Source organism: Streptomyces sp. NPDC005496, assembly GCF_042872045.1.
Taxonomy (GTDB): Bacteria; Actinomycetota; Actinomycetes; order Streptomycetales; family Streptomycetaceae; genus Streptomyces.
Genome location: NZ_JBIAJQ010000011.1, coordinates 51,632 through 68,481, shown reverse-complemented (window position 1 = coordinate 68,481; position 16,850 = coordinate 51,632). Strand labels below are relative to the sequence as shown.

12 protein-coding genes are annotated in these 16,850 nt (G+C 75.3%); 7 read left to right on the top strand and 5 right to left on the bottom strand.

Annotated elements, in window-relative coordinates:
* Positions 1-54 precede the first annotated feature (54 nt).
* Positions 55-513: a nuclear transport factor 2 family protein gene (locus ACFYQQ_RS29895; RefSeq protein ID WP_355786630.1), complete on the top strand. Its 459-nt coding sequence runs from the start codon at positions 55-57 to the stop codon at positions 511-513.
* 101 nt (positions 514-614) lie between these two features.
* Positions 615-1,178, top strand: coding sequence for a flavoprotein (locus tag ACFYQQ_RS29890; RefSeq protein WP_355786628.1), 564 nt, complete (start codon positions 615-617; stop codon positions 1,176-1,178).
* Here ACFYQQ_RS29890 and ACFYQQ_RS29885 read toward each other — a convergent pair.
* Both ACFYQQ_RS29885 and ACFYQQ_RS29880 read right to left on the bottom strand, forming a co-directional pair.
* Positions 1,129-2,046, bottom strand: a complete 918-nt coding sequence (locus ACFYQQ_RS29885; protein ID WP_356241490.1) for a hypothetical protein — start codon at positions 2,044-2,046, stop codon at positions 1,129-1,131. The two genes, ACFYQQ_RS29890 and ACFYQQ_RS29885, sit on opposite strands and share 50 nt — an antisense overlap.
* Positions 2,047-2,245: 199 nt before the next feature.
* On the bottom strand, positions 2,246-3,154 hold the full coding sequence (locus ACFYQQ_RS29880; protein WP_355792230.1) for an endo alpha-1,4 polygalactosaminidase: 909 nt from the start codon (positions 3,152-3,154) through the stop codon (positions 2,246-2,248).
* A 282-nt stretch (positions 3,155-3,436) separates the two neighbouring features.
* Between ACFYQQ_RS29880 and ACFYQQ_RS29875 the strand changes: the two genes are divergently transcribed.
* The 4 genes from ACFYQQ_RS29875 (at position 3,437) to ACFYQQ_RS29860 (ending at position 9,799) form a co-directional block, all read left to right on the top strand.
* Positions 3,437-4,060 (top strand): NAD(P)-binding domain-containing protein, encoded by a 624-nt coding sequence (locus ACFYQQ_RS29875; protein ID WP_356241487.1) that lies wholly within the window; start codon positions 3,437-3,439, stop codon positions 4,058-4,060.
* Position 4,061: 1 nt separating this feature from the next.
* Complete coding sequence (locus ACFYQQ_RS29870; protein ID WP_356172706.1) at positions 4,062-4,922, top strand: alpha/beta hydrolase; 861 nt, start codon at positions 4,062-4,064, stop codon at positions 4,920-4,922.
* Entirely contained in the window at positions 4,919-7,690 is a 2,772-nt protein-coding gene (locus ACFYQQ_RS29865) for an AAA family ATPase (protein ID WP_388905800.1), read from the top strand. Before ACFYQQ_RS29870 ends, ACFYQQ_RS29865 begins: the two co-directional genes overlap by 4 nt.
* Before the next feature lie 264 nt (positions 7,691-7,954).
* Positions 7,955-9,799, top strand: coding sequence for a ricin-type beta-trefoil lectin domain protein (locus tag ACFYQQ_RS29860; protein ID WP_356172711.1), 1,845 nt, complete (start codon positions 7,955-7,957; stop codon positions 9,797-9,799).
* Between the two features lie 6 nt (positions 9,800-9,805).
* Here the strand turns inward: ACFYQQ_RS29860 and ACFYQQ_RS29855 are convergent, their stop codons facing one another.
* From ACFYQQ_RS29855 to ACFYQQ_RS29845, 3 genes are all read right to left on the bottom strand, one after another.
* Positions 9,806-10,300 carry a universal stress protein gene (locus ACFYQQ_RS29855; protein WP_355795577.1) on the bottom strand — a complete coding sequence of 165 codons (495 nt, stop codon included), beginning with the start codon at positions 10,298-10,300 and terminating at the stop codon, positions 9,806-9,808.
* A gap of 5 nt (positions 10,301-10,305) precedes the next feature.
* The gene (locus ACFYQQ_RS29850; protein WP_388905795.1) at positions 10,306-11,601 is read right to left on the bottom strand and encodes an arsenic transporter; all 1,296 of its coding nucleotides are present in this window, start codon (positions 11,599-11,601) and stop codon (positions 10,306-10,308) included.
* A 96-nt stretch (positions 11,602-11,697) separates the two neighbouring features.
* Positions 11,698-14,079, bottom strand: coding sequence for a SpoIIE family protein phosphatase (locus tag ACFYQQ_RS29845; RefSeq protein WP_356241707.1), 2,382 nt, complete (start codon positions 14,077-14,079; stop codon positions 11,698-11,700).
* An 860-nt stretch (positions 14,080-14,939) separates the two neighbouring features.
* On the opposite strand from ACFYQQ_RS29845, the gene ACFYQQ_RS29840 reads away from it, so the two are divergent.
* Positions 14,940-16,838: an RICIN domain-containing protein gene (locus tag ACFYQQ_RS29840; protein WP_388905793.1), complete on the top strand. Its 1,899-nt coding sequence runs from the start codon at positions 14,940-14,942 to the stop codon at positions 16,836-16,838.
* Positions 16,839-16,850: the final 12 nt, after the last annotated feature.

The following is a 16,850-nucleotide window of genomic DNA, read 5'->3' as shown; positions in this document are numbered from 1 at the left end:
GAACGGCCGTTCTCTATATCGTGGGCGTCCGCGCCCCGCCCCGAGGAGGACGCCATGAGCGACCGTCCACCGCTTCCGCCCTTCACCCGCGAGACCGCCGCACAGAAGGTCCGGGCGGCCGAGGACGCCTGGAACACCCGCGACCCGCACCGGGTCTCGCTCGCGTACTCCGAGGACTCGGTCTGGCGCAACCGCGACACCTTCGTGCGGGGCCGCGCCGAGATCGTCGAGCTCCTGACCGCCAAGTGGGCACGGGAGCACGAGTACGCGCTGCGCAAGGACCTCTGGGCCTTCGACGGCAACCGGATCGCCGTGCGCTTCCAGTACGAGTCCCGGGACGCGGACGGCCAGTGGTGGCGCTCGTACGGCAACGAGCTCTGGGAGTTCGACGAGCACGGCCTGATGACGCGCCGCGAGGCGAGCATCGACGACGTGCGGATCGAGGAGGCCGAGCGCCGGATCAGGGGCCCCCGCCCGGAGACGGAACGAGCGGACACCCTGCCCCTGCGCTAGCTCCGGCCGTCCGGACCGGCCGCCATCGGCGATGTGCCGCTCCGGACCGCGCTACGCCGACCGGATCCGGACGTCAGGACCCGGGTCATTAGGGTGCTCGGGTGAGCGAACGCGCCGAGAAGCCCTTCCTGTACGTCGTCGTCTGCGCCGCCGGTGTCGCCGCGGACGTCGGCACGCTGATCACCGCCGCCCTGCGGGACTGGGAGGTCGGCGTCATCGCCACCCCGCAGGCGCTCGGCTTCTTCGACACCGCGGACGCCGAGCAGCGGACCGGCCGCCCGATCCGCTCCGCCTGGCGCTCGCCCGGCGACCCGCGCCCGTTCCCGGCCCCCGACGCGGTCACCGTCGCACCGGCCACCTTCAACACGGTCAACAAATGGGCCGGCGGCATCTCCGACACCCTGGCCCTGGGCACCCTGTGCGAGGCGTACGGTCTCGGCGTGCCCATATCCGTCCTGCCCTGTGTGAACGAGGCGCTCGCCGCCCACCCCGCCTACCGCGCGAGCGTCGAACGGCTCGGCGGCATGGGCGTCCGGTTCGGTGACCCGTACGACGGCGCGCCGGGGGAGGACGGCGGACGCGGGGAATTCCGCTGGGAGCGGGCGCTCGACCTGCTCACCCGTCCCGTCCGACCCCGGCGGCGGAGCGCCGGTCCGCGCAGGTGAGCGTGGGCCCGACGAGCATGCCGCCCGTGTAGACGGCCTGGCCCTGCGGCATCCAGTAGCCCAGTTTGGAGACGACCGTGGAGCAGGACTCGGGCAAGGAGACGTGGACGACGACCGTGTCGGGCCGGCCCGGCTGGAGTTCGGTGAGGGCGCAGTCCAGGGCGTGCATGCTCCGCTCCGTGGAGGGATAGCGGCCGGTCAGCGGGTTGACGCAGCGGGGATCCGACGTCGTCAGCTCCACCCCGGACCCCTCCTCGCCGATGAGCCCGAAGCGGGCGCTGCCGTCACCCTGCTCGCTCTCCCGCGCGACCGTGTAGGTCACGGTGGTCGTGGAGCCCGCGCGCAGCGAGTCCCGGTCGACGTCGATGCGGTGGGTGGGCGCGGCCTTCGGCCCGGACAGGGTCAGCGTGGCGTGCACCCGGCCGCGCAGGTCGACACCCGCGGGTGTCGAGCGGACGTGCACCTCGCCGCTGATGTCGTAGGTGCCGGGCCCCGGGTAGTCGCGTCCGCCGGGCAGCGTCCCGGAGGCGACGGTCTCGCCCGCGCGCCGCGCCGTCCAGCTGCCCGAGGTCGTACAGGCGTACGCGACGGACGTGCCGGCCCGGCGGCAGGTCGCCGGGGCCGACACCGACATGGTCGGACCACCGCTGCTCGCGCACAGGTTCACGGAGGCCCGCTGGCCGTTCTCGCCCTTCAGCGTGCCCGCCTGCGCGCACAGGGTGGCGGGGGCGGAACCGCCGGGGGCCGGGGCGCGCCGCTCGGCGCTCGCCGCGGGCTCCCCCACGACGCCCCATCCGACGGCGGCGGCCAGCAGGGCCGCCGCCGTGAGGGTCCGGGACGTCCTGCGGACGGTGGTGCGTGTCGGCACGGCTTTTTCCTCCCGCACGGCTGTGACCGGCGGGTCCGCCGGTCGCGTGCGTCGAGGATGCGCGTCCGGCCGCCCCGGGCCGCCGCTCCCACGCCGGACGGTCACCTGCGGGCACGAAGGACGGGCACCCATCCGGGGCACCGGAGGCTCGGGGCGGGGGTGGGTGCCCGCCGTGGGCCACCACGGCAACGGCCGGGCGTCAGCGGGTCCGGCGTACGTACTTCTCGTCGTCCGGCGTGGACACCAGGACGTCCCTGCGGACGATGCTCAGCCGGTCGCCGAAGGCGGAGCGCGCCTTGCGCAGGCCGCTGTCGGTGTACTCGATGACGAGCACCCGGTCCCGGAACGCCTTCGCGTAGACCCCGCACTCGTCGTACTGGCCGCACTCCTCCGCCACCGCGAAGTCGAGCCCGGCAGCCTTCCGCCGCCCCGCCAGCTCCGGCGTGTTCTTCTGGCCGACGGCCAGATGCCGGGCGTGGGCGTGCGCCGAGAGGAGTCTGGTGAACGCGACGGCGTCGTCGGCGGTCAGCAGGTGCCGGGAGCGGGTGTAGCTGTCGTAGTTGTCCGGCTCGACGGCGTCGAAGCCCTTGGCGGCGCAGCCGTCGATCCAGCGGGCGACCCGCGCGGCCACCCGCTCGCGCTTGGCCGGGGTGCCGATGTCCAGCAGCGCCTCGTTCCAGTCGCGGTCCACGACGACCTCGCCGTCCGCGTCGCGCAGCAGCAGGTCCGCGGGCCACGCGTCGCGCTCCGCGGGCTGGGCCTGGAAGGCGTTGACGTAGCAGACGTTGTAGAGGCCGCGCGCGGGCGTCGCCGAGCGGTCGCGGCTGACGACGCGCACGCCGGCGGGCGGGGGATAGGCGCCGCCGATCTGGTAGTCGAAGTCCGCGCCGAGCGGCGGCAGGCGCACCCCGGCCCGCGAGGAGGAGTCCTCGCGCGGCTTCGGGCCGCCGTGCTCGTCCGGGGCCGTGGCCGCGCTTTCCCGGCCGCCCGAATCGTTCTTCCCGGCCCCGCCGGACCCCGATCCGCAGCCCGCGAGCGCGGTCAGGACGGCCAGGGCCGCGGCGACGGTTCGCAGGGGCCGGGCACGGCCCACACGCGTGACGGACATGTCCGCTCCATCGATCGCGAGTACGACCCCGCCTCGGACGCGTCGGCGGTCCTGGCGACTGTGGCCGGGCTTGGACCGAGTCCGCTACCGGCTGGGCGCACCTCTGCGTGCCGGGTTCCACCACGGCACGCGAAAGATCCAAGCGTGCCGGGCCGCCGCGAGTCAAGCGGCCCCCGGCGCCGCCGAATCAGGTCACGCGACAGAAGCACGGCCCCGGCCCGTGCCCGATGCTGGCCGGTGCGCACGTCGGAGAAGCCGGGCACCACGGGAGAGCAGGCACGCATGCCCATCGGGATCATCGGCGCGGGAGCCGTCGGACAGGCCCTCGCCGTCCGCTTCCTGGCCGCCGGGGAGCGGGTCGTCGTCAGCGACAGCCGGGACCCGCAGCGGTCGCGGGCCCTGGCCGACGCCCTCGGGCCCGGACTGACGGCCGCGACGGTCGAGGAGGCGGCCGTCGCGGAGATCGTCGTGCTCGCCGTGCCCTGGCGGCGGCTGCGGGAGGCGGTGCGGGCCGCCGAGTCGTCCGACTGGCAGGAACGGATCGTCGTCGACACCACCAACCCGCTGGGGCCCGGCCACACGCCGGCCGAGCTCGGCCGGCGCCCGTCCAGCGAGGTCGTGGCCGGTCTGCTGCCCGGCGCGCGCCTGGTCAAGGCGTTCAACACGCTGCCGCCGGCCCTGCTCGGAGCCGACCCGCGCACCCCCGCCGGACGCCGTGTGATCTTCCTCTCCGGGAACCACCCGGGCGCCAACGGGCGTATCGCCGGTCTCGTGCGGCGCGCGGGCTGGGCGGCGGTGGATCTCGGGCCGCTGGCGGGCGGCGGGCGGCTCCAGCAGTTCCCGGGCGGTCCGCTGGCGACGCTGGAGCTCATTCTGAGGCCCGGCGCGGAGGCCTTATTGTCATGACATGAGGAACGACCGCGGCGCATTGGCCGTGCACGACCACGGGGGCGAGGGCTCGCCCCTGCTCCTGCTGCACGGCGCGGGCCGCACCCTCGCCGACTGGGCGGCCGTCGCGCCGATGCTCGTGCGCCGACACCGGGTGCTCGCCGTGGATCTGCGCGGACACGGCCTCTCCCCGTCCGGCGCCTGGAGCGTCCCGGAGCTGCTCGGCGACCTCGAAGGCGTCCTCAAGGAGCACGGCATCCCGGACGCGCTGCCCGTCGGGCACTGCGTCGGCGGTGTGCTCGCCGTCCTGTACGCGCTGGAGCACCCCGACGTCACCCCGGGCGCGGTGAACCTGGACGGGTTCGGGTGGGGACGCCCCGGCCCGGACGGGGACCCCGGGAGCGAGGAAGATCCGGCGCTCGCCGCGTCCGGACGTCCGCTGCCGGCCGACGGACTCAAGGAACTCCTCGCGCTCCAGCGCACCCTGTCGGAGCGGCTCGGCATCCCCTACGAACTGCTGGAGGCCGGCGTCCGGCGCGCGACCCACGACGGGCCCGACGGACGGCTGGCGCTGCGGCCCGAGCGCGCCCAGGTACGGGAGATGCGCGCCGCGATCGACTCGCTCGACCTCTTCGGCCTTCTCCGGCGGACCACGCGGCCCCTGCTTCTCGGCCGTGCGCTGCGGACCGCGCCGCCGATCCCGGGCATGGACTGGTCGTGCGCCCCGACGGCCGCCGGTGCGAGGGACATCGAGCGGGAACTCGCCGAACTGGCCGAGTACCGGGCCGAGTTGACGGTCACCGGAATCGACGCCACCCACGCCATGCTCCTCGAGAACCCCAGGGCGGTCGCCGACGCCGTCCTCCGGTTCGCCGCATGACGCCCGCCGGAGACGAGTGGATCGTCGGCCGCGAACACGAACTGGAGCTGCTCGCCCGGCTGGTGGACGACCCGTCGGCCCAGGTCCTGCTGGTCACCGGCGGCCCCGGACTCGGCAAGAGCGTGCTGCTGGACGCCACCGCCCGCCAGGCCCGGCGCGCCGGAACGCGGGTGTTGCGCTGCCGGGGCTGCGAGGGCGAGTCGGAGCTACCGTTCGCCGGACTCCACCAGCTGCTGCGGCCGGTCCTCGACCTGGCCGACGGGCTCCCCGCCCGTCAACGCGCCGCACTGCTCGGCGTGTTCGGGATCGAGGAGAGCGCCGAGCCCGCCGACCCGCTGCTGACCGCGCTGGGCGCCCTGACGCTGCTCTCCGACGCGGCGAACGGGGGCCCGCTGCTCCTGGTGGCCGACGACGCCCACTGGCTGGACGTGGGCACGCTCGACGTCCTCGCCTTCGTCGCCCGGCGCCTCGAAGGGGAACCGCTCACCCTGCTCGTCGCGGCACGCGAGGGCTGCGTACCCGCGCCCTTCGCCCGCGAGGCCCGGACACTGGCCGTCGAGCCGCTGGAGCCCGCGGCGGCCGGCCGGCTCCTCGACGTCCAGCCCCGGCCGCCGGTCGGACGCGCCCGCTCCCGCATCCTGGAGCAGGCCGCGGGCGTACCGCTCGCCCTGGTGGAGCTGGCCCGCGCCGCCGGACGCGACCCGGCCGCCGCCCAGGACTGGACGCTGCCGCTGACCGGCCGGCTGGAGGAGATCTTCGCCGCGGACCTGCCCGGACTGCCCGGCGCCACCCGGCAGTTGCTGCTCCTCGCCGCGGCCGCGGAGACGGCCGAGCTGCCGGTGATCCTGTCCGCCGCCGAGACGACGGCCCCGGACCGCCCGCCCGGCCCCGGCGACTGGCTGCCGGCCGAACGGGCCGGCCTCGTCCGCATCGCCGACGGGCACATACGCTTCCGCCACCCCCTGATCCGCTCCGCCGTCTACCAGGCCGCGACCTACGCCGAACGCCACGCCGCCCACCGCGCGCTGGCCGAGGTGCTCGACGGCGAACCCGACCGCCGCGCCTGGCACCGCGCCGCCGCCGTCTCCGGCGTCGACGAGGAGGTGGCCCGGGAACTGGTGGACAGCGCCTCGCGCGCCCGGCGCCGGGGCGGCTACGCGGCGGCGGCCACCGCCCTGGAGCGGGCGGCGCTGCTCACCCCCGACCCCGAGGTGCGCGCGCGACGCCTGGTCCGGGCCGCGACCATGGCGATGTACGCCGGACACCCCCGCTGGGTCGGCCAGATCGCCTCCCGCGTCGCGGCGATCGCCGAGGACCCGGCCGTGCTGGCCGAGGCATCCCTCCGGGCGGGCTGGGCGCTCGCCGTGACGACCCAGTTCGAGGGCTCGCTCGGCTTCCTGCTGCCGGTCGCCGAGGCCGCCGTCGAGACGAATCCCGGGCTCGCCCTGGACGCTCTGAGCACCGCGACCACCCCCGCCTACAACGCCGGGGACTTCACGCACCGCGAGAAGATCCTGCGGACCGCCGAGCGGGTGCCGCCCCAGCGGGACGAGACGGCCCGGCTGTGGATCCTGGCCGGCTGCGACCCGCTGCTGCACCGGACCCGGGCCCTCTCGATGCTGCGCGGCACGGCCTGGACCGAGCCCGCGGCGGAGCCCGGCCCCGGCGGCTCGGACGAACGGCTGTCCCGCCTGACCGCGGCCGGCGCCGCCGCGTGGATCCTCGACGAGACCGCCGAGGCGATACGTCTGCTCGGCGCCGCGCTGGAACACCTGCGACGCTCCCCGACCGCCGGCGCCAACGCGACCGTCGCCCAGGCCCTCGCCCTCGCCCTGTACGAGAACGGCTCCTGGGCCGCGTGTCAGGAAGCCGTCGACGAGGCGTACCGCACGGCCGCGGAGGCGGGCCTGGAGAACGTGGCCGTCGGCTCACCCGTCCTCGGGGCCACCCTGCTCGCCCTGCGCGGCGACACGGAGGAGGCGCGCGCCGCCGTACAGCGCGCATCGCACGGCATCGACCTGCCCAACTGCCGCAGCCTGCAGGTGCGGGCGCACTACGCGCTGGGCGCGGCGGCGCTCGCCGAAGGCGACCATCCGGCCGCCTACGACCGCTTCCGCGCCGTCTACACCCAGGACCCGGAACCCGAACCCCTGCACTACCACGCCTCCGACTACCACCTGGCCGACCTCGCCGCGGCCGCCGTGCGCACGGGACGGGCCGAGGAAGCGCGGCGCGTCCTCGACGCCGTCCGCCGCCGGCTCGCGCGGGGCGAGGTGTCCGCGCGGCTCGACGCGATCGTGCACCGGGCGAGCGCGCTCCTGGCCGCACCCGACGACGCCGAACGGCACTTCCTGGCCGCCCTCGCCGGCCCGGAGGGCGACCAGTGGCCCTTCGAGCGCGCGCAGGTCCGCCTCGACTACGCGGAATGGCTGCGCCGCAGGCGACGCTCGGTGGAGGCGCGACCGCTGCTCACCGCGGCGCTCGACGTCTTCGACCGGCTCGGTGCCCGCCCCTGGCGTGAACGCGCGCTCGCGGAGCTGCGCGCGGCGGGCGTCACGCCCGGCACACCGCCGGCCGCCGACGCGCTGGCCGAACTCACCCCGCAGCAGGTGCAGATCGCCCGGCTCGCCGCCACCGGCCTCACCAATCGCGAGATCGGTGAGCGGATCTTCCTCTCGCCCCGAACGGTCGGTTTCCACCTCTACCGGATCTTCCCCAAGCTGGGTATCACCTCGCGGGCCCAACTCCGCGACGTACTCGGGGAGTAGCCCGCGCCGCCCGGGCGCGGGCAGAGGTGAATAGCCGTGGAGGGGCCTTGCTGACAATTCGTCAATCCGCGTTCCACGGGCGGAGTCGCGAAAGTTTCGGGATGTCTTGTTCCGCCTCCGTGACCTGTGCAAAGGTGTGCCGTGCCTGACGGGGGGGCGGCCTATTTCGTTTCCCCCTGCACGCTTTTTGCGTTTCTGGTGACCCCCTGTCGCGGAACTCTGGTACGGACTTTTCGCCGCGCGGGCTTCAGGAGGAAAGTGAACGTGAATGACCTCGCTCCGCCGAATTCCTCCGCCCCCGGCCGAGCACCCGAACCGACGGACGAACAGCTCGCCGTCGAACTGAAGAAGCACTCGGGAAAAGGGCCCGCGAACCGACCCGTCGAGGAACTCCTCGCCCGCCACTGGGAATCCGCCTTCTCGTACGCGCTGCTGTGCGCGGACGGTCCCCACCCCGCCGGGATGCTGACCACCGCCGCGTTCACCCGCCTCTTCGAGGAGGCCCTGCGCGGGAGCGGTCCGACGGCGGCCTGGCGGCCCGAGGTCCTCGTCGCCGTACGGCGCATCGCCGCGGAGTGGGACACGGACCACCGCCGGCAACTGCTCCACCCCGCCCTGCTGTCCGCCGCCGAGGACGGTGAACGCGCCGCGAGCCGGCTCCTGCCCACGGCGACCGGACGTCTGGTCTCCCGGGCGTTCCAGCGGCTCGGCGCGCCCGCCCGCTGCCTGCTCTGGCACGCGGAGGTCGAGGCCGAGCCCCTGGAGGCGCCCGCCGCACTGCTGGGGCTGAGCACCGAGGACGCCGCCGTGAAGCTGGAGCGGGCACGCTCGCTGCTGCGCGCGGGCTGTCTCGACGTCCACCGCGAACTGGCCCCCGATCAGGAGTGCCGCCGCTACAGCCGCCTGCTGGACGTGTCCCTCCGGCGCGACGACGACATCCTGGACCCCGACCTGCGCGACCATCTCGCCACCTGCCGGCACTGCGGGCAGGCCGCCGGGCAGCTCGACCACCGCGACGGGCGGCTCGCCCTCCTGCTGGCCGAGGCGGTACTCGGCTGGGGTGCGCGGGACTACCTGGACTCCCGGCCAGGGCAGGCCGACGAAGGGCCCGGCGAGGAGCGGACGGCGTGGCCGGGCGGGGTGCCCGGCGGTGAGCCGTCCACCGGCACCGCGGCTCCGGCCGGGCCGGTCACCGGAACGGCGTCTCGCGGCGGGGCCGGTTCCCCGGCGGCCCCCGCCCGGCCGCCGCGCGCCGGGTCCCGCACGGCCACGCTGCGCGCGCACCGCCGCGCACGCCACCGCAGGCATCTCGCCCTCGCCGCCCTGACGGCGGGCGTCTGCGTCCTCGTACCGCTCATCGTGTGGGCGGCCTCGGGGGACGGCGACGGGCGTCCGGCCGGGGGGAACGGCCCGCACAAGGAGTCCGCGCCCGGCTCTCCGCCCTCCTGGGTGAGCGCCGCGGACCGCGGTCCCGTCGGCACGCTGCGGGGCCGGCTCCGCAACACGGCGAGCGGCCTCTGCGTCGGCCTGGACCGGGGGAGGCCGGTGGCGGGCGCGGAGGCGGTGCTGGTCCCGTGCGGCGCGGCGGCGGACCAGCAGTGGGTGTACGAGACCGACGGGCTGCTGCGCAGCGGCTCCGCCCCCGACCTGTGCCTCGACTCCCACCTCGGCGACTCGGTCGTGCTGGGCGGGTGCACCGACGCCGCGGGGCCCGGGACCGGGAACGTGCGCTACGACTTCACCCCGCGGGGCTCCCTGGTCCCCCGGTGGAACCGGGATCTCGCGCTGACGCCCGCCTCCTCGCGGGACGGCGCCGCGCTGGTCCTCAAGCCCCGGGCGGACGAGTCCGCGGAGCAGCGCTGGGTGACCGACACGTCGGCGGACCGGCTGAGACCGGAGTCGGTCGACTGGGACTCCGCGGACCGCCCGGCGTCACCGCGGGACGCGAGCCCGAAGCCCTCCGCGCCCCCGTCACCGACGGCCACGCGTACCCCCGCCCCCACCGAGGCCCCGTCCGGCGGTCCCGGTCAGGACACGTGCTCCTGGTCCACCTGCGGGGATGACGGACACGGCTGGTGGGGCCGGGGCGGCCGGGGACACCGGCACTGACCGGGTTCAGGCGGGCGGTGGCGGTGGCGGTGGCGGCAGCGTCGTGACGTCCGGCGCCGGTTCCGGCCAGACCAGCAGCACCGGGCAGGGCGCGTGGTCGACGACGAAACGTCCGGCGGGCCCCAGGCTGTGCGGGCCGAGACGGGCGCGGTCGCCGTCGCGCGCCAGGACGAGCAGGCCGGCGCCCCGGGCCGCTTCGACCACCTCGCGCTCGGCGTGCCCGGTGCGCTCCAGCCGGGTGCAGGGGCCGCCGAGCCGCTCGGCCGCGGCGGCGAGGAGACGGGCCGCCGACACCGTGCCCAGGTCCTCCAGGCGGTTCCCGGGGTCGCGTTCCGGGTGCCCGCGGCCGAGCAGGCCCGCGAAGGCGCCGTGCGCGAGACCCGGTACGTCCGGCTCGCTCACGTGCAGCAGGACCACGTCCGCGGTTGCCGGGGCGTGAGCGCGCACGGCGTCGACACACGCGGGCCAGGTCCCCTCGACGAGCCAGGCGATCACCCGCATGTCCATCAGCCTCCGAAGACCAGCAGTCCCGTCCACAGCGCCGCCACGGCGGAGACCAGCGCGGCCGGCACGGTCATCAGCCCGAGCCGGGTGAACTCGCCGAGATCGACGCCGTGGTCGTGCTCGTGCACGATACGCCGCCACAGCAGCGTCGCCAGGGACCCCGCGTAGGTCAGGTTCGGCCCGATGTTGACGCCCAGCAGCACCGCCAGCACGGCGCCGGGACCGGACGCGGCGGTCAGCGGCAGCAGGACGAGGACCGCGGGCAGGTTGTTGATCAGGTTGGCCAGGACGGCGGCCAGGGCGGCGATGCCGAGGAGGGCGAGGAAACCGGTCCCCTCGGGCAGGAGCCGGCCGAGGGCGTCGGACAGTCCGTTGTCGACCACCGCGCGTACGACGATGCCCAGCGCCAGCACGAAGGCCAGGAAGGCGGGCGCCGTGGCGCGCACCACCGCGAGCGGTGTCGTGCGCCGCCGGACCAGGGCCCGGACGGCGAGGACGGCCGCCCCGGCCGTCGCGGACCACGCCGGGTCGACGCCGAGCGCGGAGGCCACGACGAAACCGGCCAGTGTGCAGGCCACCGTCACCAGCGCGAACACGGGCACCTCGGGCGGCGCGCCGGCGCTCGGCACGGGGGCGGCGGCGTTCAGGTCGCGGGCGAAGAAGCGCCGGAACACCAGGTACTCGGCGCCGATGGCGACCAGCCAGGGCAGCGTCATCAGGGCGGCGAAACGGGTGAAGCTCAGCCCGCTCGCGGTGAACGCGAGGAGGTTGGTGAGGTTCGAGACCGGCAACAGCAGCGAGGCCGTGTTCGACAGGTGCGTGCAGGCGTACACGTGCGGTTTGGGGCGGACACCCATCCGGCCGGCCGTGGCGAACACCACCGGGGTGAGCAGCACGATGGTGGCGTCCAGGCTCAGCACGGCGGTGATCGCCGAGGCGAGGGCGAAGACGGCGGTCAGCAGCCGCCCCGGACTGCCCGCCGCCCAGCGGGCCGTCCACGCCCCGCACGCCTGGAAGAGGCCCTCCTCGTCGCAGTAGCGGGCGAGGACCAGCACCGCGGCCAGGAAGCCGACCACCGGACCCAGATGCGCGCTCTCCGCGCGGGCGTGGTCGAGCGAGATCGCGCCGGTCGCGACGGCGATGCCCGCCGCGGGGACCGCCACGGCGGCCTCGGGCAGCCCGAAGGGGCGGACCACGGCGCAGACGAGGACGGCCACGAGCAGGACGACCGAGAGTGCTTCGGCGAGCGGGGTGTTCAGGGTTCGGTCCTCCGGGCGCGGTTCTTCGTGCCCGTTCATGAAAGCAGGCCGTGCCGGGCGGACCGCAGCGGACCCGGCCGCGGGGGACCCCCAGCCGTGCTCACCGTTCGGGCGGACGCGCACGCCGGCGGCGTCTCATTCCTCCAGGAGCGCGATCTCCGCCCAGATCGTCTTGCCCTCGGCGGTGTGCCGGCTGCCCCAGCGCTCCGTGAGCTGGGCGACCAGCAGCAGCCCCCGGCCGCCCTCGTCGAAGGTCTTGGCCCGGCGCAGGTGCGGCGCGGTGTGGCTGCTGTCGGAGACCTCGCAGATGAGGGTGGTGTCGTCGTGGATGAGGCGCAGCCGGATCGGGTGGTCGCCGTAGCGGATGGCGTTGGTGACGAGCTCGCTGACCACCAGCTCGGCCGTGAACCCGGCCTCGCTCAGTCCCCAGGCGTCGAGCTGCTCCACCACGCGCTTGCGGACCGGGGCGACGAGGGAGGGGTCGGCCGGCACGTCCCAGGCCGCCACCTGGGAGGACGGCAGCTCGCGGGTCCGGGCGAGCAGCAGGGCCACGTCGTCGGAGGCGCCGCCCGGCGGGAGCAGGTGCTGGAGGACCTCGTGGCAGGTGTCGTCCAGGGAGCCCGAGTAGCGCCCCAGCACGTCGCAGAGCAGTTCCTGGCTGGCGTCCAGGTCTCGCTCGCGGCTCTCGACCAGCCCGTCGGTGTAGAGCGTGAGCACGCTGCCCTCGGCCAGCTCGAACTCGGCGGACTCGAAGGGCATGCCGCCCAACCCCAGCCGCGGCCCGGCCGGCACGTCGAGCTGCCGGGGCGGACCGTCCGGCGGGATCAGGATCGGCGGGAGGTGTCCGGCGCGCGCGACGGTGCAGCGGCGCGACACCGGGTCGTACACGGCGTACAGGCAGGTGGCCCCGAGCTCGCCGGTGGTGCCGTCGCTGCCCGCCTCCGCGGACAGCCGTACGACGAGGTCGTCGAGGTGCGTCAGCAGCTCCTCCGGCGCCAGGTCGATGTCGGCGAGGGTGCGCACCGCGGTGCGCAGCCGGCCCATCGTCGCCGAGGCCTGGATCCCGTGGCCGACGACGTCGCCGACGACCATGGCGACGCGCATCCCGGACAGCGGGATCACGTCGAACCAGTCGCCGCCGACCCCGGCGCGCGCGGCGGGCAGATAGCGCGAGGCCGCCTCGACGGCGGCGGTCCGGGGCAGGGAGCGCGGCAGCAGACTGCGCTGCAGGGCCAGCGCGGTCTCGCGTTCGCGGGAGTAGCGGCGGGCGTTGTCGATGCACACCGCGGCCCTCGCGGTGATCTCCTCGGCCAGCAGGACGTCCTCGGCGGTGAAGGGGTCCGGGCGGCGGAACCTGCTGAGGACGGCGACGCCCAGGGTCGCGCCGCGCGCCTGGACGGGGACGGACATCGTGGCGTGGATGCCGTACTCCGCGACCCGCTCGCCCCGCCGACGGTCCCAGGACAGCCAGTCCGCGAGGGCGGCGGTCTCGTCCGGCGCCACGATGGTCCGCGCGGCCAGCAGGGAGTCCGCCTGCGGTGAGGAGGCGGGGTAGACGTCCACCTCGCCCAGCCCGACCACGGCCTCGGGAGCGCCCGGGTTGACGGACCGGTGGGCGGCCCGGCGCAGGGTCACGGGTGCGGAGACCGGGGCCGGGGTGGGGTCGCCCGAGTGGTCCACGGGTTCCAGCAGGTCGACGCTGACGAAGTCGGCGAGGGCGGGGACGCAGACGTCCGCGAGCTCCTGGGCCGTACGCGTCACGTCGAGGGTGGTGCCTATGCGGACGCTCGCCTCGTTGACGACCTGGAGCCGCTGCCGGGCCCGGTACTGGTCGCTGAAGTCGTGGGCGGACACGCACACGCCGCGCACCCGGCCGTCCGCGTCGGTCAGCCGGGCGATCCGCGCCAGCCAGGCGTGGGCGTGCTCCTCGCCGCCCGAGCGCAGATAGGTCTCGACGTCGCGCGGGGTGCCGGAGGCCAGCACCTCGCACATCTGGCGTTCGAGGTCGGCGCTCTGCGGAGTGCCGCTGATCTCGGTGACCCGCAGTCCGCGGACGCGGTCCTCGGGGAGCCCGATGACCCCCGCCATCGCGTCGTTGATCCCCCGGAGGCGCATGCGGTCGTCGTAGACGGCCGTCGCGCAGGGGGACTGGTCCAGGGCGGCGAGGACGAGGAGGTCGTCCGTGGAGGCGCGGACGCCCTCCAGCGGGCTGAGGACGAGCCAGTCACCCGGTCCGCCGCTCCCGGGCCGCCGGTGATGGGCGAGGACGGACACGGTCCGTGTGCCGCCGTCACGGTGCCGCAGGTCCAGGGTGCCGCTCCAGCGGTTCTGGTCCGGCGCGGGGGCCGCGGGCAGGCCGGCGGAGGCGAGCAGGCGGGCGGCGGGATGGCCCTCGACGTCGGCGGCCGCGTGTCCCAGCAGCCGGCGCGCACCCTCGTTCCAGTGGCGCACGATGCCGTGCTCGTCGATGACGGCCCGTGCCGTGGCCGACTCGTCGAGGGGAAGCACCGGGCCCATCGTCGCCACTCCCTTGCGCACACCCACAGTGAACAAGCAACGTCACTCGTGTTCCAGCCTAGTGGGTGGCGCGGTCCGGCACCCGGGGGACGGACGGTCCCGGTCGGCACGCGCGGCGGGGATACCCGGTGCAGGCCCCCGGACCAGGGCTCCGCACGGGGCGGGACGGACGCATGCCGCCGGTCCTCCGTCCGCTGAAGGTGTCTGTCCGTCAGATTCCTTTCACACGCGGTCAGTTGCGAGCGGTTGGCGGTCATCGACGAAGGTGTCGCAGGGCGGTCGCACGCACGTCCGTCCGGGCCGTCGGAGCGCTCCCACCGGGCGTCGCGTCCACGCGCGCGGCCCGCTCGACACCCTTCGGGGCCGCCGGCCGAGGGCGGGAGGAGCAGGGCCGGCGGCCGGTTTCGCGCGGGAGAGCCGCCGTCCCGCGCGGGGCCTCCGAGAAGGGCCGGTTCCCAGTGGACTACGGCTTTTCGCGCGCCGGGAGCGTGCGCGGGGCGCCGGCGCGAGCGAGGACTTCACACGGGGCGCTTCCGATATCGAATGCCGGTGCGAGCGAGAGAAGTCGTCCCGCCCTTGCTGACGGAATTTCAATTGCCGCGGATGTTGCCCAAGTGCCTTGTTGGTCGAACGCGAGTTGTGCGAGGGTGAACTCCCTGCGCAGGGGCAATGACCAGGTCTGATTCACCACTTCGGTATTTCGGGCCGTCGACAGGCTCGAAAGGCCCTCGGCAGCGGTCGCCCCGCGGCCTCGTCCCCGGCCGCTTTCCCCCGCGCTCGCCGAAAAGGTACGCACCAACGAAGGGTCATTCGGGCAAGCGGAACTCTTGCCGGTGTGAACCCTGGAAGGAATCCGCTCTGTGCACACCCCCCACCCCCCACCCCCCGCTCATCCCCCGAGGCCCGGGCCGCCCGCCGGCGAATCCGACGAGAGCCTGGCCGCCCGCCTGAGCGGCAGACCGGAGGGCGGGGCGCCGCACTCCGTGGCCCTGCTCATGGCACGGCACTGGCAGTCGGCGTACGACTACTCCGTCATCTGCCTCGCCTCCTCGGCGGGCGTCGCCTCGATGGTGGCCGCCGCGTCCTTCCACCAGGTCCTGGAGGACCTGACGCTGGGCGGGTCCGGCGCCGCGCTGCGTCCCCGGCTGCTCGTCACGGTCCGGGACACGGTGGCGGACTGGTCCGGCCAGGACCCGGTGACCGCCGTGCTGCCGCAGCTGGCGAAGCCCGCCGGGGCGCGCGGCCTGCGGGCGGCGACGACGGTGACACCCGAGAACCGCAGGCTCGCCGAGCGCGCTTTCCTGAGCCTGTCCGGACTCGCCCAGTGCCTGCTGTGGCACACCGAGGTCGAGGCCGAGCCCATATCCGTACCGGCCGGTCTGTCGGGGCTGGGCACCGGCTCCGCCGCTGCCGCGCTGGAGCAGGCGCGTGAACAATTCCGGGCGGCTTGTGTACGCGCCCATCAGGAACTCGCGCCCAGCAAGGAATGCCGCTTCTACAACAGGCTGCTGGACGTTCCCATTCGGCGGGGCGGCGCCTTGCTCCCCGATGTCCGGCAGCATCTCCAGGAGTGCCGCCACTGCCGATTCGCCGCCGAACAACTGGGCTATTTCGAGAGCGGGTTGGGCACCCTGCTCGCCGAATCGGTACTCGGCTGGGGTGCCAGGCGTTACCTGGAATCCCGCCCCGGCCGCCGCGAGGGGGCGCGCAGCGGTGTGAGCGTCCCCACCGGCGGCGACCGCCCGCGCCGCGGCGGACGTCCGGCTGGCGGACGGGGACGGCGACGGGCCGCGGGAGGCGCACGCCACCGGCTCATGTCCCGCATCCCCACGCCCGGTCGCTGGAACCCGCAGCGCGGGCCGGACGCCAAGGCCGTCGTCACCGGCGTCGGCATCGCCTCGGCGGCGGTGCTGGCGACCGTGCTCGTCGCGAGCGTCTGGTCGCAGGACGGCGGGACCACCGGCCCGGCCACCTCCACCGGCGCCACCGGCGCCACCGCGGCCTCGCCCGCCCCCGGCTCCCGGACCCCGCCCGGCGCCACGTCACCGCCCAACTCCGCGGGTCTGCCCGACGCCCCGCGCCAGACCCGGCTGCGCAACCTCGCCGCCGACCTGTGCCTGGACGTCAGAGGCGGCAAGGCGGAGGCCGGCACCGGGACCGCGCTCGCCGTGTGCTCCTCGGCGTGGACCCAGCAGTGGTCCTACGAGGAGGACGGCCTGCTGCGCAGCGTCGCCGCTCCCGGACTGTGCCTGGACTCGCATGCCGACGCCTCCGGCCTCGTCGTGCTGGGCCGCTGCGTCGCCGAGGACGCGAAGCGCGGTGACGACGTGCGCTACGACCTCACCGTCCAGGGCGAGTTGCTGCCCCGGTGGAAGGAGGAGCTGGCCGTCGCACCCGCCGCCACGGATCCGAAGGCGGACGTGGTGACCAAGGAGCGGGACGGCTCGGACGACCAGCGCTGGGCGACCGACTCCCCGGCGGCGAGCCCCGATTCGCTGTCCGTCGCGGGCACGGTCGCACCACCGGCGCGGCCCTCCGGGACTCCGTCGGGCGATCCGTCCACGGACCCGGACGAGCGGGACGAGCGGGACGGTCGAGGGGCGGCCCCCTCGGCACACCCGAAGAAGTCCCCGTCGCAGCGGCACGGGCTGCGCCGGGCCGTGACCGTCGGCGACGACACGAGCCGGGCCCCGGTCCTGCCGGCGCCGGTCCAGCTGCCCGTCGAGCCGTCCGACGTCCTGGCGGGCGTCGGACTCTGACCGTCGTGCGTG

What these genes read in the sequence shown, in the direction of transcription:
- ACFYQQ_RS29850 (WP_388905795.1), bottom strand. Translation starts at nt 11,601, where the DNA reads ATGAACGGGCACGAAGAACCGCGCCCGGAGGACCGAACCCTGAACACC.
- ACFYQQ_RS29845 (WP_356241707.1), bottom strand. Translation starts at nt 14,079, where the DNA reads ATGGGCCCGGTGCTTCCCCTCGACGAGTCGGCCACGGCACGGGCCGTC.
- ACFYQQ_RS29895 (WP_355786630.1), top strand. Translation starts at nt 55, where the DNA reads ATGAGCGACCGTCCACCGCTTCCGCCCTTCACCCGCGAGACCGCCGCA.
- ACFYQQ_RS29875 (WP_356241487.1), top strand. Translation starts at nt 3,437, where the DNA reads ATGCCCATCGGGATCATCGGCGCGGGAGCCGTCGGACAGGCCCTCGCC.
- ACFYQQ_RS29880 (WP_355792230.1), bottom strand. Translation starts at nt 3,154, where the DNA reads ATGTCCGTCACGCGTGTGGGCCGTGCCCGGCCCCTGCGAACCGTCGCC.
- ACFYQQ_RS29865 (WP_388905800.1), top strand. Translation starts at nt 4,919, where the DNA reads ATGACGCCCGCCGGAGACGAGTGGATCGTCGGCCGCGAACACGAACTG.
- ACFYQQ_RS29855 (WP_355795577.1), bottom strand. Translation starts at nt 10,300, where the DNA reads ATGCGGGTGATCGCCTGGCTCGTCGAGGGGACCTGGCCCGCGTGTGTC.
- ACFYQQ_RS29870 (WP_356172706.1), top strand. Translation starts at nt 4,062, where the DNA reads ATGAGGAACGACCGCGGCGCATTGGCCGTGCACGACCACGGGGGCGAG.